This window comes from Pseudomonas saponiphila, from assembly GCF_900105185.1.
Taxonomy (GTDB): Bacteria; Pseudomonadota; Gammaproteobacteria; order Pseudomonadales; family Pseudomonadaceae; genus Aquipseudomonas; species Aquipseudomonas saponiphila.
Window position 1 is genome coordinate 2,786,656 of sequence record NZ_FNTJ01000001.1, and the last position, 12,817, is coordinate 2,799,472.

At 59.0% G+C, this 12,817-nt stretch carries 18 protein-coding genes, 1 tRNA gene and 1 pseudogene; 12 read left to right on the plus strand and 8 right to left on the minus strand.

Translation table 11 applies throughout. From position 1 onward, the window contains the following. Positions 1 to 187: 187 nt before the first annotated feature. Positions 188 to 1,198 (plus strand): threonine ammonia-lyase, encoded by a 1,011-nt coding sequence (locus BLV47_RS13020; protein WP_244168873.1) that lies wholly within the window; start codon positions 188 to 190, stop codon positions 1,196 to 1,198. 116 nt (positions 1,199 to 1,314) lie between these two features. Continuing rightward, entirely contained in the window at positions 1,315 to 1,608 is a 294-nt protein-coding gene (locus BLV47_RS13025) for a hypothetical protein (protein ID WP_092314129.1), read from the plus strand. A gap of 82 nt (positions 1,609 to 1,690) precedes the next feature. Here the strand turns inward: BLV47_RS13025 and BLV47_RS13030 are convergent, their stop codons facing one another. Then, on the minus strand, positions 1,691 to 1,936 hold the full coding sequence (locus tag BLV47_RS13030) for a hypothetical protein (RefSeq protein ID WP_092314131.1): 246 nt from the start codon (positions 1,934 to 1,936) through the stop codon (positions 1,691 to 1,693). Between the two features lie 184 nt (positions 1,937 to 2,120). Between BLV47_RS13030 and BLV47_RS36200 the strand changes: the two genes are divergently transcribed. Together BLV47_RS36200 and BLV47_RS13035 are read left to right on the plus strand one after the other, a co-directional pair. Continuing rightward, positions 2,121 to 2,276, plus strand: coding sequence for a hypothetical protein (locus BLV47_RS36200; protein ID WP_167365615.1), 156 nt, complete (start codon positions 2,121 to 2,123; stop codon positions 2,274 to 2,276). Between the two features lie 70 nt (positions 2,277 to 2,346). Continuing rightward, positions 2,347 to 2,580, plus strand: a complete 234-nt coding sequence (locus BLV47_RS13035; RefSeq protein ID WP_092314133.1) for a YceK/YidQ family lipoprotein — start codon at positions 2,347 to 2,349, stop codon at positions 2,578 to 2,580. Positions 2,581 to 2,674: 94 nt separating this feature from the next. Here the strand turns inward: BLV47_RS13035 and fabF are convergent, their stop codons facing one another. Then, positions 2,675 to 3,943: a beta-ketoacyl-ACP synthase II gene (fabF, locus tag BLV47_RS13040; RefSeq protein ID WP_092314135.1), complete on the minus strand. Its 1,269-nt coding sequence runs from the start codon at positions 3,941 to 3,943 to the stop codon at positions 2,675 to 2,677. A gap of 114 nt (positions 3,944 to 4,057) precedes the next feature. Here fabF and BLV47_RS13045 point away from each other — a divergent pair, with 114 nt between their 5' ends. Further along, complete coding sequence (locus BLV47_RS13045; protein WP_092314137.1) at positions 4,058 to 4,543, plus strand: winged helix-turn-helix transcriptional regulator; 486 nt, start codon at positions 4,058 to 4,060, stop codon at positions 4,541 to 4,543. Here BLV47_RS13045 and BLV47_RS13050 read toward each other — a convergent pair. The 4 genes from BLV47_RS13050 to BLV47_RS13065 all read right to left on the minus strand — a co-directional run bounded on the left by BLV47_RS13050 (position 4,530) and on the right by BLV47_RS13065 (position 7,660). Beyond that, complete coding sequence (locus BLV47_RS13050; RefSeq protein ID WP_092314139.1) at positions 4,530 to 5,447, minus strand: hypothetical protein; 918 nt, start codon at positions 5,445 to 5,447, stop codon at positions 4,530 to 4,532. The two genes, BLV47_RS13045 and BLV47_RS13050, sit on opposite strands and share 14 nt — an antisense overlap. A 158-nt stretch (positions 5,448 to 5,605) precedes the next feature. After that, the gene (locus BLV47_RS13055) at positions 5,606 to 6,298 is read right to left on the minus strand and encodes an HAD family hydrolase (RefSeq protein ID WP_092314141.1); all 693 of its coding nucleotides are present in this window, start codon (positions 6,296 to 6,298) and stop codon (positions 5,606 to 5,608) included. A gap of 134 nt (positions 6,299 to 6,432) precedes the next feature. Beyond that, positions 6,433 to 6,969, minus strand: coding sequence for an HD domain-containing protein (locus BLV47_RS13060; protein ID WP_092314143.1), 537 nt, complete (start codon positions 6,967 to 6,969; stop codon positions 6,433 to 6,435). Positions 6,970 to 7,027: 58 nt separating this feature from the next. After that, positions 7,028 to 7,660, minus strand: a complete 633-nt coding sequence (locus BLV47_RS13065) for a TetR/AcrR family transcriptional regulator (RefSeq protein WP_092314145.1) — start codon at positions 7,658 to 7,660, stop codon at positions 7,028 to 7,030. A gap of 93 nt (positions 7,661 to 7,753) precedes the next feature. On the opposite strand from BLV47_RS13065, the gene BLV47_RS13070 reads away from it, so the two are divergent. After that, positions 7,754 to 8,362 carry an NAD(P)H-dependent oxidoreductase gene (locus tag BLV47_RS13070; protein WP_092314147.1) on the plus strand — a complete coding sequence of 203 codons (609 nt, stop codon included), beginning with the start codon at positions 7,754 to 7,756 and terminating at the stop codon, positions 8,360 to 8,362. Positions 8,363 to 8,924: 562 nt separating this feature from the next. On the opposite strand, the gene BLV47_RS13075 is transcribed toward BLV47_RS13070, so the two are convergent. After that, positions 8,925 to 9,422, minus strand: a complete 498-nt coding sequence (locus tag BLV47_RS13075) for a P-loop nucleotide/nucleoside kinase family protein (protein ID WP_092314149.1) — start codon at positions 9,420 to 9,422, stop codon at positions 8,925 to 8,927. 356 nt (positions 9,423 to 9,778) lie between these two features. Between BLV47_RS13075 and BLV47_RS13080 the strand changes: the two genes are divergently transcribed. Together BLV47_RS13080 and BLV47_RS13085 are read left to right on the plus strand one after the other, a co-directional pair. Next, positions 9,779 to 10,042: a DUF1652 domain-containing protein gene (locus BLV47_RS13080; RefSeq protein WP_092314151.1), complete on the plus strand. Its 264-nt coding sequence runs from the start codon at positions 9,779 to 9,781 to the stop codon at positions 10,040 to 10,042. Between the two features lie 235 nt (positions 10,043 to 10,277). Beyond that, the gene (locus BLV47_RS13085; RefSeq protein ID WP_092314153.1) at positions 10,278 to 10,496 is read left to right on the plus strand and encodes a hypothetical protein; all 219 of its coding nucleotides are present in this window, start codon (positions 10,278 to 10,280) and stop codon (positions 10,494 to 10,496) included. A 54-nt stretch (positions 10,497 to 10,550) separates the two neighbouring features. On the opposite strand, the gene BLV47_RS36205 is transcribed toward BLV47_RS13085, so the two are convergent. Beyond that, positions 10,551 to 10,715, minus strand: coding sequence for a hypothetical protein (locus BLV47_RS36205; protein WP_167365657.1), 165 nt, complete (start codon positions 10,713 to 10,715; stop codon positions 10,551 to 10,553). Positions 10,716 to 10,859: 144 nt separating this feature from the next. On the opposite strand from BLV47_RS36205, the gene BLV47_RS13090 reads away from it, so the two are divergent. The 4 genes and pseudogenes from BLV47_RS13090 (at position 10,860) to BLV47_RS35395 (ending at position 12,756) form a co-directional block, all read left to right on the plus strand. Then, a tRNA-Leu gene (locus BLV47_RS13090) sits at positions 10,860 to 10,946 on the plus strand. A gap of 80 nt (positions 10,947 to 11,026) precedes the next feature. Continuing rightward, a pseudogene (locus BLV47_RS13095) lies at positions 11,027 to 11,655 on the plus strand (RHS repeat-associated core domain-containing protein); the annotation flags it as partial. A gap of 105 nt (positions 11,656 to 11,760) precedes the next feature. Next, on the plus strand, positions 11,761 to 12,117 hold the full coding sequence (locus BLV47_RS13100; RefSeq protein WP_092314155.1) for a hypothetical protein: 357 nt from the start codon (positions 11,761 to 11,763) through the stop codon (positions 12,115 to 12,117). A 429-nt stretch (positions 12,118 to 12,546) separates the two neighbouring features. Next, positions 12,547 to 12,756 (plus strand): hypothetical protein, encoded by a 210-nt coding sequence (locus BLV47_RS35395; protein WP_143038271.1) that lies wholly within the window; start codon positions 12,547 to 12,549, stop codon positions 12,754 to 12,756. The last annotated feature ends 61 nt before the right edge of the window (positions 12,757 to 12,817 follow it).

Sequence of the window (12,817 nt, forward strand, 5' to 3'; positions counted from 1 at the left end):
GTCTCCGGCAAATGCTTCACAGGTGGGTCATCAATTGCTGGTGATACCCACTTTCACCGATGGGGGCCGGACAGCGGCTTTCATTGAACGGCTGAATCCGCTCAATGTGTGGCGCGCAGCTCAGGTTGTCCTGTAGTTTTCAGCATGCCGGCAGGCAGTCTGCATCCAAGCCGGCCAGGCGCGGACGTTGGAAGTCCCGTGCATCTCAATCCAAGGACAGCAGCCCCAGATGAGTCAGCTAATTGATTTCAAATCCATCGTTGCAGCGGCGCAACGGATAGATGGATCGGTAACTCGCACGCCGACGGTCAACAGTTCAGTGCTCAGCGACAAGGCTCGGCGGCCCGTCTTTCTCAAGCTTGAAAACATGCAGGTCGGGGGCTCGTTCAAGGCCCGCGGGGTGCTCAACAAGTTTTCGGCGCTTGCCAAGAATCTCGACGACAACCATTTCGTTGCCGTAAGTGGTGGCAATTTCGGGATTGCCATCGGCGAGGCGGCCAGGCACTTCGGCGCCAAGGTAACGGTGGTCATGCCCGAGAGCGCGCCCTCAACATCGGTCGAGCGAATTCGCGCCAGTGGCAGTTCGGTGATTATCGAAAAAGACGTTCATGGTGCATTTGCCCGGGCCAAGGCGCTTGAGGAGCAGGGCTATGTGGTTATCGACGATTGCGCCGACACCTTGATCGCCGAGGGGCATGGCACCCTGGCCCTTGAGTTCATTGCCGACTGCCCGTCCCTGACCGACGTATTCGTCGCGGTGGGTGGTGGGGCGATGCTGGCGGGAGTGGCCACGGCGTTGAAGGCGATCAAGCCCGGAATCCGTGTCTGGGGCGTCGAGACTGCCGGCGCAAGCTCCATGCAACAGGCGTTGCAGGCAGGCAAGCCAGTGGACGTGGAGATCAGTTCGATCGTCTCGACCCTGGGTGTTCCCATCATCGATGAGCTGATGTTTGCCCACGCTCGCCACTATCTGGAAGACATGCTTGTGGTTTCTGACCATGACGCCATCAAGGGCATGGTTTGCTTTGCGCAGGACGCCAGGCAATGGGTCGAACTGGCTTGCGGAGCGCTGGTTCCGGCCATGCTGGCCACCGCGCCGAAGCTGCCCGAGGACGCAGTCATCGGTCTGGTGGTCTGTGGCGGCAACATATCCCTTCAAGACATGAGCAAATGGGCCGCCTACGCGGGAATATCCTGAGTCCCCCCTGGGGTTTTCCTTGCATCAAGTACAGCGTTTCGGGCCTTGAATGGCTCGCCGACCTGATCCTGCGACGTCAAGGCCAGCCCAGGTCAACAAGCTGAAAGTAGAGAGTAATGAACGACCGAACCGACGTGCAGCGCGTTATCGTTGCCTTCTTGATCATTATCGTGGCGCTGGGCTGCATCGCTTTTGTGACCAGTCTGACAATTTCCGGAGGGTTCCTCCCGGGCCTCGGGACAGCCTTGGCGATCGCGGCGCTGGGGATCACCTGCCTGTTGTGCTATCCGCTGGTCTTTGCCTACTGGATGGTCAGCGGCAGGACCATCGGAATGCGCGACCTGTTGATTCTCCACAGTGTGGTGTCGGCAGGCTTTGTCATCTGGTACCTGGTGCTGGTATTCGGCTGATGGAGGGATTGCCTCACCTGCGCGCCGGGCTTGGTCGGCGCGCAGGTGATGGTCAGGTCGGCGGCCTGCTGTTCGCAACGAATCAGCGAAGGCTATCGGCGGCACTGGGCATGGGTAGTGGCGGCAGGCTCGTGTCGCGAATGGCTGCTTCGAGCTTGTCCTGATAGAGGCTCAGAATGGAGTAGTCGAGCTTCTGGGTGATGTTCGCGCCACCTGTGCAATTTTGCAGCAGCTCGTCCAGTGCGCCGGCCACCAGGTCAGCGGTGACTTGCAGGACATTCAAGCCAAACGGGCTATCGACAATGACCAGACTCGTTAAATCGTACATACAACCCCTGCGGTCACTGTGATCAACAATAGTGGCTATGAGCCATCGCTATGTTAACTAAACCGCCGCCGGGCTGTCACTGGGCCGGCACGTTGGCATATGGGTTTTTCGGCGGTGAATTTCCTGTACTCGGATGCCCCTGTGTGTACCATTCGGGCCCGCGTAACAATCAGGTTCGATCTGCATGCTGGGACTGACAAAGGGTGATCACCAGCGCTCGCGCCAGGCGCGTTACGCGGCGGTGGTTGATGAAGTCAGGGAAACCCTGAGCCAATGTGGCTTCGAGATCCATCGCAACCCTACGCAAAGCCTGCAGATCCATTGCGACTACAAGGCTTGAGAGTGTGCAGTGCCGCGTCGGCCATGCAGCGCCCGGGGGCGCTTGCCGATGCCAGTGATAAGGATGTTACGTGTTGCGAAGTCTGTTGTTGCTGGCGCTGGCCCTGGGGCTGAATGGGTGCACCGCATTGATTGTCCGAACCACGCCCGATACCTGCCCCTATATCGGTGTGCGCATGGACTGGGCCCTGGCGAAGGAAAACAACGGCGTGCTCTGGCCATTGCTGGCGCTGGATGCACCGTTTTCCGGCGTGGTGGATACCTTGATGTTTCCTTTTGAATATCAGTACAGCTGCTCGCTTTGATGCTCGGCGCTCGCAGGTCCGGCTCAGGCCGGACCGCCGGGGTTGCAGCCCAAGCTGGCTGAAACCCCGACACTGAGTCTGTCGACTGCCAGCACTATTCCCAGCGCTTGAACAGCACGCTGGCATTGACCCCGCCAAAACCGAAGCCGTTGGACAGGGCGTATTGCATGGCTACCTGGCGTGCCCGGCCGCTGACCAGATCAAGGCCCGCAGCGTCGTGGTCGGGGTTTTCCAGGTTGAGCGTGGCCGGGGCGATCTGGTCGCGCAAGGCGAGAATGGTAAAGATCGCCTCGATCCCGCCGGCCGCGCCCAGCAAATGGCCAGTGGCGGATTTGGTCGCGCTGATGGCCGGGCCGCGGCCGCTGCCGAACACGCTCCTGATCGCTGCCAGTTCGCCTTTGTCGCCCACGGGGGTGGAAGTGGCATGGGCATTCAGATGCTGTACCTGGGCCGGCTGGACGCCGGCCTGGTTGAGTGCCTGCTGCATGGCACGCCGCGCACCGTCGCCATCTTCAGGGCCGGCTGTCATGTGGTAGGCATCGGCGCTGGTGCCGTAGCCCACCAGTTCGGCGATGGGCTGCGCGCCTCGGGCCAGGGCATGCTCCAGCTCCTCGATGACCAGCAGACCGGCGCCTTCGCCCATGACGAAGCCGTCCCTGGCCTGATCGAAGGGGCGCGAGGCGCGCTCCGGCGTGTCGTTGTAATCGCTGGACAAGGCCCGTGCAGCGGCGAAGCCAGCCAGGCTGACCTGGTGAATTGCCGCTTCCGCTCCGCCACAGACGGCGATATCGATTTCTCCGGCGCGGATCATTCGCGCCGCGTCACCGATGGCCTGGACTCCGGCCGCACAGGCAGTGACAGGCGCCCCCAGTGGCCCCTTGAGGCTGTGGCGGATCGAAACGTGGCCGGCGGCCATATTGCTCAGGAATGACGGAATGGTGAAGGGCGACAGGCGCCGTGGGCCTTTGCTGTCGCTGGTGCGCACGGCATCGGCAATCGCCGGGAAGCCTCCGACTCCCGAGGCAATGATGGTGGCGGTGCGTTCCTGGGCGGCGGCGTTATCGGGTTTCCACTGCGCCTGGGCCAGGGCCTCTTCCGCCGCGGCCAGGGCGAAGAGAATGAAACGGTCCATCTTGCGCTGTTCCTTGGGCGTCAGCAGACGGTCCGGATCGAAGCCGGCCTGCGGATCCTGCTGCGAGTCGGGCACCTGGCCGCCAATGGTGGTGGACAGACCCTGGATGAACTCCTGTGGCAGTTGACGGATGCCGGACTGCCCCGCCAGCAGGCGTTGCCAGACCTGTTCGACGCCACAGCCCAGTGGAGTGATTGCGCCCATGCCGGTGACTACGATGCGTTTACTCATGTGGGTCCTGCTCCTTCGCTTGTTTGGGGGGAACAACGAAATGTGGACGATACTATCATCATGAAAGTAACATCCGGTTCCACAAAAAACCGAGGTGCACTGCAGGAGCCCGTCATGCAACGAAAAAGTCTGATCGAAGCCGAATGTCCCATCGCCAGGAGCCTGGAGCGGGTCGGCGAATGGTGGAGCATCTTGATCATGCGCGACGCGCTGCATGGCTTGAGGCGCTTCGACGAGTTCTCCCGCAGCCTGGACATTGCCCCGAACATGCTGACCCGGCGCCTGAACGCCCTGGTGGAGGCCGGGTTGCTGGAGCGCCGCGCCTACAGCGAGCGGCCCTTGCGCCATGAATATGTGCCCACCGCCAAGGGCGAGGACTTTCGCGTGGTGTTGCTGGCATTCGTGGCATGGGGCAATCGCCACTTCGCTCCCGAAGGCGAGAGCGTGCAACTGATCGAGCGTGCAAGCGGACGACCTGTGCAGCCGGTCATGGCGGATGTGGCCGATGGGCATCTGGTGCCGTTGCAGGACTGCACCGTGCAGGCCGGGCCCGCCGCCAGTGCCAGCATGCGCCAGCGCTTTGCGACTATGGCGGATTGAGCGCGCCGGGGGCGGGCTGATTCTGCGCCACGCCCGCGTTGGCTTGGGGCGCGGCTTGTTGGGCCTCAATGGCTGGCGCGGGCCCACTGGCGGCAGGGTTGAGGCTAGTGGGGATCAGTTTGCCGACCACATAGCCGCTGTGGCTGATCAGGGCCAGCAACAGCAAGGTGCTGTGCAGTTTCGGCAAGTCCTGCACAACCCAATAGCCGGACCCCAGGCTATGGCCGACGGCTGCCCCATACACCAGGATCACCAGCAGGGTGATCAACAGCATCTGCAGGCGTGGCAGGTCAACGATGGTGCCGTTGGTCACGTCTTCACCACGAATCAGATCGGCCAGTCGCGCGTCCTTCGGATCACCTTTCATCAACACCTGGCCATTGGCCGAAGGCATGGCGGCCAGCTTCTGACTGTCGAGCAACTGTTGACCGGTGCTGGTCAGCGCGACGCTGTCGGTAGGTTGCTCGGCTTTACGACTCAGGGCCATGGGCGCGCTGACGAAACTGGCCAGGCTGAAGCCCATCAAGGCGATCAGGTTGTAATCCAGATCTACTGTCAGCGCCGTGGTGGCATCGCCACGGACAATGTTGGCGATGTACACCGTGTACAAGGTGGCCAGCACCAGCAGGGTCCACAGGCTCATCTGCAGACGCGACAGCGAGTAGCGATTGCGCTCGTCGATCAATACCCCTAGGACGCGCCCGCGAATGCGCAGGCCGGCCAGCACGAACAGCGCGGCCAGGCCCAGCAGACAGCAGCCCCAGGCGCTCAGTCGAGGCCAGTCGATATGGGGGGCAAACGGCGGGTAGGTGATGGGACGGGGATGACCGAGGAGGATGAGCGTGGGGACTATGACCGCCAGCAGCACGGCCAGGGTACGCAGCAGATAAGCATGAGCTTTCACGGTGGCAGGCCCTCTCCCTGTGTGGGCGGCTCATGTCCTGATCTGCGTGAGCCGCTTTTGTGCAGGCGGCGGGTCCTTTGGCGAGCGTCCCGGCGCCTGCTCTTGGGTATAGCGAATCCTTGTGCGGGCGACCGGCCGTTGGTCGGGTGCCGAGGGCGTCAGCGAGGAGCTTGCCCGCGGCGCCAGCTCGGGTGGAAGTGTCGCCAGTGAGGATCCTGGGCCGCTGCCAGCAGCTCATGGTCGCCCCGGGTATCGCCCCAGGCCCGGACACGGTACTGGCTCAATGGGCCGTAGACGCTTTCCAGGCGCAGTACCTTGTTCTGGCAGCGGCAATTGTGACCCGCGATATGTCCGGTCAGTACGCCGTCGACCACCTCCAGTTCGGTGCCGATCAATTGGACTCCCAGGCGCGTGGCGAAAGGTTGCAGGACCAGGGCCGGCGAGGCCGAGCACAAGGTTACCCGCGCACCGGAGCGCAGTTCGTCGGCCACTGCCTGCAGACCGTTTGGACGCATCAGCCGGCTCCAGGACCGCCGGCAGAAGGCTTCAGCCTGTTGTTGCACCCATGTCGCTTCGACACCAGTCAGAAAGGTGCGGATCAATTGTGCCTTGAGCTGGTCGCGGTCCATCCGCCGAGCCAGATACTCCAGGCTGGGCAAGGCCAGCCTGAGGACTTTCCGGTTGAAGCGCTGCGTGCCGAAGGCAAACCGCAAGAAGGGCACGAAGCTGTCATGGCGGGTGAGGGTGCCGTCAAAGTCGAATACCGAGAGCACCTGGGCGGCATCGGCGTCCACTGCCAGGGTGTCCAGGGTAGGCGCAGGCGTTTGACCGTCTGCTGTCGAGGGGCTCATGGGCGTGGGAGCAGAGGAGTGGGGCGACATGCTGTTCTCGGTGGTGGGGGCGGCCTGCTGGTTGGGCCGCCGGGAGTGCCAGGGTTGGCAGCAGTTTACGCCTTGCTGGCGGCCGGGTGCGGATCGCCGGTGATTCACCAGCGCAGCATGGGCAGGGGCTTCCAGGGCCGGGTCAGGCACTGCTTGGCGGACAATTGAACCAGCCGCAGATGAAAGCCCGCGTCAGGAAAAGCCGAGAAGATCTGTCGCCGTGCGTCCCGCGGGATGCCGAAACTGATCAGCCCCAGGGATACATCGATCCAGTCGGCACGCCGGAAACTCTCCACCAGACTGCCGGGATGAGCCGTGGCAGCACCGACTTTGTGGTGCAGTTCGATCATCGCCAGCACTTCGCTTTTCCATTCGGGCCTGGCGATCTCATCCAGATGGGCCTCGGCCAGCTGTAGCGAGGGAGGCAAGTAGTCAAAGGTCCTGGCGGTCCAGATCCCCAGGTCATGGAAGGCGCCGGCGATGGCCAGTTTTTCCAGTTGCTCGGCGTTGGCGTCGATCAGCAGATTGCAGAAGTTGATGACTCGGTAGACGTGGTTGCGATAGCCGAGGAAGTCCTTGCCCAGCGCCGGGCGATGGCGCTGGAGCAGTTCATCCAGGGGTTCCAAGCGGGTCAGTAGCATTGCCTCTTCCTTGCAGGACCGATGCCTGAGCACGGTCGTCAATGTCCGGATACCAGTGTTAGTTCGCAGTGGCGGCTTGGCTGCGCGCTCTTTCAACCATGGCCACGATGGTGGCGCGCAGTTCTTCCTGGACCTGCTCGGGGCTGATTTCACCCAGCGCCGCCGCGTGAGAGAGCGCTTCGGCGGCACCGAGCATTGCCCGTAAGCCGGCCGTGGTCAGCATTGCACCAGCAGCGAAGGGCTCCAGGTTGGCGCGGCACTTTTCCAGGAATAGCCGTTGGTAGTCGCGCTTGATGGTTTCCAACTCCGGTGAGCTGGCCAGGGCCGCGATGACTCCCGGGATCTCCCGGCCCTGCAGCAGCACGCATTCCACATAAGAGCTGGCAATGACCGTGGAGCGGGCGGCCAGAGTCGGTTCGCAGGCTTCCAGGGCCCGATCCATCAGCACGGTCTGGCGCTGGTCGAAATCCTCATAGAGCGTCGCCAGGAGTACTGCCCGGGTGGCGAAATGGTCGTAGACCACCGGTTTGGTGACCTCGGCCTGCTCCGCCAGGTGGCCCAAAGTCAGGGCTTCGGTGCCATGCTCGCGGACAATCTGCCAGGCCACGGCGATCAACTGTTGCAGGCGCTGTTCCCGGGACAGGCGGCGTCGCGGTACGGAAGCAGGGACGGGTTTCTGACGGCTTGACATGCTTATATACCAAAGGTAACTTAGCGGCTTAACTTACTAAAAGTATATAGATACCGGTCAATCCTGCGCAATCCGTCCTTTGGAGTACTCGTCATGCACGCTCTCATCGTTGTCGCTCATCACGACCCCAAGTCCCTGACCCACAGTCTCGCGCGGCAGATTGCCGAGGGGCTGGGACGCTCTTGCGAACATTCCAGCGAGATCGCTGATCTGTGGGCTGAAGGATTTGACCCGCGTTTCGCCGCCGCCGATATCGCGGTGCATCGCACCCAGGTGCCGCCTCCCGCGGATGTGCTCGCCGAACAGGCGCGTATCGACCGAGCCGACGCCCTGGTGCTGGTCTACCCGGTGTACTGGTGGTCCATGCCGGCGTTGCTCAAGGGCTGGATCGACCGGGTTTTCGCCAATGGCTGGGCCTTCGACTTTCGAGCTGACGCCAAGCTGGTGAAAAAACTCGGGCAGTTACAGGTGCATCTGTTGGGTGTGGCTGGAGCCGATGCCGGTACCTATGAACGGCATGGCTATCGCCAGGCGATGCAGACCCAGATCGATCACGGCATCTTTGACTACTGCGGAGCCCGAGTGCTGAGTTCGCAATTGCTGTTTGATTCTGAGGGCGGTGAGGTGATCCCGGCTCTGGAGCAGGCGCACGCGCTCGGACAGACACTGTTCAGCGTCAACCAGGAAAGCGAGTCGGCGTGAAGGCGAAAGGCGGGGGAGGGGCAATGCGGGGGGCGCGATCGATGGGATTGAGGTCTTTCAGCCCCAGCAGCACCAGGCAAAGGTGGTCAGGCAGAGCATCAGGGGCAGGGCGTCGAGAAAGTCATTCATACCAGCACACACCATAGAGAACGGTGCCGGCAATTTATGATGGGCAGGCACGTCTGTCTGTTGCGATTTTGTGAATTTTCAGCGCACTTTTGTTTAAGCCTGGTGACGCTTGCGCGGAGCAGCTTCAATCCAGGAAAAACCATTGGAAAACCGCTCTTCAAAAAGCCATAGACTCAAAAAAAGTGTGGATATTTAATGACTTAGGTGATTATATTTGCGTTTTTTTTCTAAAAATATCTTGTTACAGAATGTACTGTTCCGTTACTATAGCCCTGCGTTCACCTACCACGGTTTATGCATTTTTAGTCCCAAGTGTCCATCAGCTACTTGGGCTTTTTTTTGCCTGAAATTTGACTTCGCCGCCCATCGCCACGGCACATCTTTCTTTGCCGGACTGACAGTCGGGCTCCTTGCGGAGCCCGTTGGTCGAGCATCAGGTAACCGGGTGAACGACGATATGCAGTCCTTCATCCGCCCGCGGAGGCACGAAGTAACTGCAGATCAACGCGAACTGCTCCTCGCTGGTGCTGAAGGGGTGGTCGCCCCGGTCATTGCGCTCACGCAGCCGGGTGCGGCAGATGTCTTCGTCCACATCCAGAAAATGCAGCCGATGAGCGACGCCGGCCCTATCCGCCAGGGCCCGCAACCCACTGCGCTGGGCGAGGGTATTGGCCGGAAAATCCAGTACGACACCGGTTCCTGCCTGGAGCATGGCGATCACCAGCGGCTCCAGCACGTCTTTCAGGCGCTGGGCATGCTGCAGATAATCCGCGAGCGAGTGGATCTGGCCTGGATACAGCTGCGCCAGCCACTGGTCTTCACTGATCAATACGCTGCCGCAAGCCTGTGCCAGATGACTGGCCAAGGTGGATTTGCCCGAGGCGATCTTGCCGCATAACAGGTGCAGCGTGGCGGGGGACGACGGGTTCATGTTGTGTCTCCTGTGGGGCTTGCCTCAGTAGAGCGGTCATGAACCCGCCTTCGAGGCGGGTTGGTTACGGTTTGGATAGCCGCTAGCCCACCTGGCTGATGCAGGTGGTAATAATCGCGGTGCGCAGTTGCCAAAGATTCAGGCTCATGGGCTGAAACTTACACAGTGGAGGGCCGAAAAACTAGAAAATCTTCGTGCAAATTCAGCGCTGATCGAGAACTCGGCTGCAGGTGGCAACAGCGTCGAGGAACTGTGAGGCAGTTATCGTTTCTTGTGTATTTTTCGACACACAAGCTCAGATGCTGGCCTATCCTCATCGGGAAAAATCCACTCAATCTCACACAGGCGAGACAGCCATGCTCTCCACCAGCGAGCTTTGCCACATACTGGAGTCCGGCTTTCTCCCGCTTTCCTGCACCTGCAGCCTGGCTGCCAATGGCGCCCTGACCATCAAGATCTACGATGCCGAAACGGGACGAGTGGAGCTGTTGCTGCCCGGGGTTTCCACCGCCGAACTCACCAGCGTGCGAGACATTTCCAATCTGATCGGCGAGTTGCGCACCGAACTGCGGGCCGGGCGCAGGGCCTTTGCCGGTGCTTTTACCCATCATGCCGGCTGAATTCATGCCGTCAGTGATTGCTGACAGTTGAACATGTTATTGCGAACGCTTAGCGTTATGCCGTTCGCCCGGTATCTATGACTCTTTACCGGTTCATGGATGGCGAGGTCATGTGTACTGGGCGAACTCCATCGGCAATCGGCGTGTTTGATCTGTGCGCAGTTCTTAGTTCCTCCCCCCATTTGTTAGCCATCGCAGGCACCAGTGGATTGATTCGATATCAAGGATGACTCTCATGAACATCGGCAATACTCGTCCTGGCAATTACACCTACGCCCAACTGTCCAAAGTGCTGGAACTCAATCGTGGCGTTGCGCAAATCAAGGGCTCCGAAGTCCGCGATACATCAGTCGTAAAGCAAGCATTTTCGACGCAGCTGGAGCACGAGCAGGCCGCAGCCAAGGACGAAGCGCTCAAACTCAAGTTATCGCTGAACTTTTCCGCCGAGGCCTGAGACCTGATTGCCCAGCTCCATCCCACGCTTTCAACAACACAGCCGACGCGAGCTTCAAGCATGTCTGACGTTTGAAGATAAGTCGTTAAAAATCAGTTGGTTAGCTAATTCTGCCATGTTAGTCTTGGCGCCGCCGAGGCAGGTGCCGAACTGCAAGGCGGCATCCTCACTGGCAAGTGAACGGATGCTGTAGATCCCTGATTTAGCGTGTTTTTTCACTGGATTCAGTGAGCGCAGAAGACGGTTTTTTGCAGGTTTCGTTCTTGCTTCACCTGGGCTGGATGTATATATTCCACTCCCTGCTTCAAGCACTGGCCGGGCTGATGCCCATTCATGGCTCCAGTGTCGCGTGATCGCGCTACCGCCCGAATGGCGAAACTGGTAGACGCATGGGACTTAAAATCCCCCGCTCGTAAGGGCGTGCCGGTTCGATTCCGGCTTCGGGCACCATGAATATCAAGGGCTTGCATGACATACCTCATGCAAGCCCTTTGTTCTTTTCTCCGCAATCAAAAAATCTTATTCGCAATAACGACAGTCGTCGCGGCCCGCTCGCCTATCGCTACGATCCCGTCGGCCGCCTGCTCAGCGCCGTGACGCGTCAAGGCGTTGAAACGTTCGCCTTCGACCCGGCCGGTAACCTGCTGGATGACAAGGCTGCCGAAATCCGTCGTCAACTGGATCTGACGCCACCGCGCAGCAAGCTGGTCGACAACCTGCTGCACGAATACGCCAGCACACACTACGACTGCGACGAACGCGGTAATCAGATCCTGCGCTGGCACAACGGTCAGCGTAGCGATATGCGTTGGGACCTGTTTGATCGACTTGTCCATTCCGAAGATCCGCGCCTGAGCGTGGACTTCGCTTACGACGCACTGGGACGCCGCCTGCACAAAAAATCCCGCGCGCGCTACAAACAGCGCCCGGAAGCCGGTTCCCTCTGGACAGAAACGAACACGCCCGCAAACAGCGCGAACTGGGCTGCGGTTTTACGCTTTACGGTTGGGATGGCGACAATCTTGCGTGGGAAAGCAGTCTGGCGCAGGGCGATGGCGAGCCGGGACGCACGGTGCATTACGTCTTTGAACGGGGCACTTTTGTCACTGTTGCACAGGCTGTACGGCATGCGCCGATCAATCTGATGGAGCAACCGGATTGATGATTCAAAACTGTAAGCATGGGCAAATACCCGTGGAGCAGAATCCAATCACGCCCTGACTGACGGTGTGTTGAAATCAATAAGCCGCAAAGGGGAGAAGTAATGAATGAAAAACTAAAATGCGTTGATCTTCTTCAGGGCTTTTTAGACAGGGTTTATGGACAGGTGTCGAGAGAACAGGGCGGTTTATTAAGTAGAAGCTGTGGTCATTACGATTATGCGGGTGAAAAATTCTCTGTATATGTTACGGTTTTTCCCGAGGAAGTTGAGCTTGTTTTTGAAGGTGAGCAAGTAGAGGGCGGAAGTTTTGTTGTGAGTCTGGATATATGTACTCCTGAAGGGGAAATATTGAAGGGCAAGGTGATGTCTGCAAAAGGCGGTTGTGACGAAATCAGGAAAGCTTTGGAGCGTTCAGAGGCCTCAGTACTTGCAGAATTTTTTAGGTTTCTCAACGTATGAAGTCAATGCATGCTTGGTTCCAATAATTGGGACGGATTTATTTTTGCAATGAGTTATGAATGCAAGCTGGTGTCCGACGACACCACTTCAGCCAGCAAAGTAATGAAGGAAGTAGAGGGCAGTGGCACATGCGTTCGCGTGCAACAGCCTGGTGACCTCTACCTGAAAGATCAGTCGATCAGATGCGCACATCAGTCAGGCGTTCATAGTAAAAGACACAAAAAATGAGCGTGTTGATATTGAAGTAATAACTGGCAAAGCTTTTGTGGAGTAGCAAAATGCTCAATGATTATCTGAATAATAAAGGTTGTTACCTCGAATTGGGGCGGAGTTTTTATGGTTGTTTTTAATTGACGATTCAGGTGGGTAAAGTTGCTGCTGAAGTATTTAAGGCGCCTTATTGCAATGCTTTTAAGTGGTATGTAATTTATGGGTGGCAATCAAATGCTCTCCGCGAAAAATGAAGTAAATGGACAGATCCTTAGAGTTGTGTTGGATGAGGATGTACATGAACTTTGTTCATGTCGCGACAAGGAGGCAGAGATGTTCTACAACGCAAAACGCCGTCATGGTTTCAACAATCAGCTGTCACCAGTAGAGTTTGAAAAGCGTTACGCAATGAGCTTGCAAGGTGTCTAGAGAATCCCGGGCGATTCAGTCAGCGCCGGGAGCGTTATCGGTAGAGTGAGATTTGTAGGGA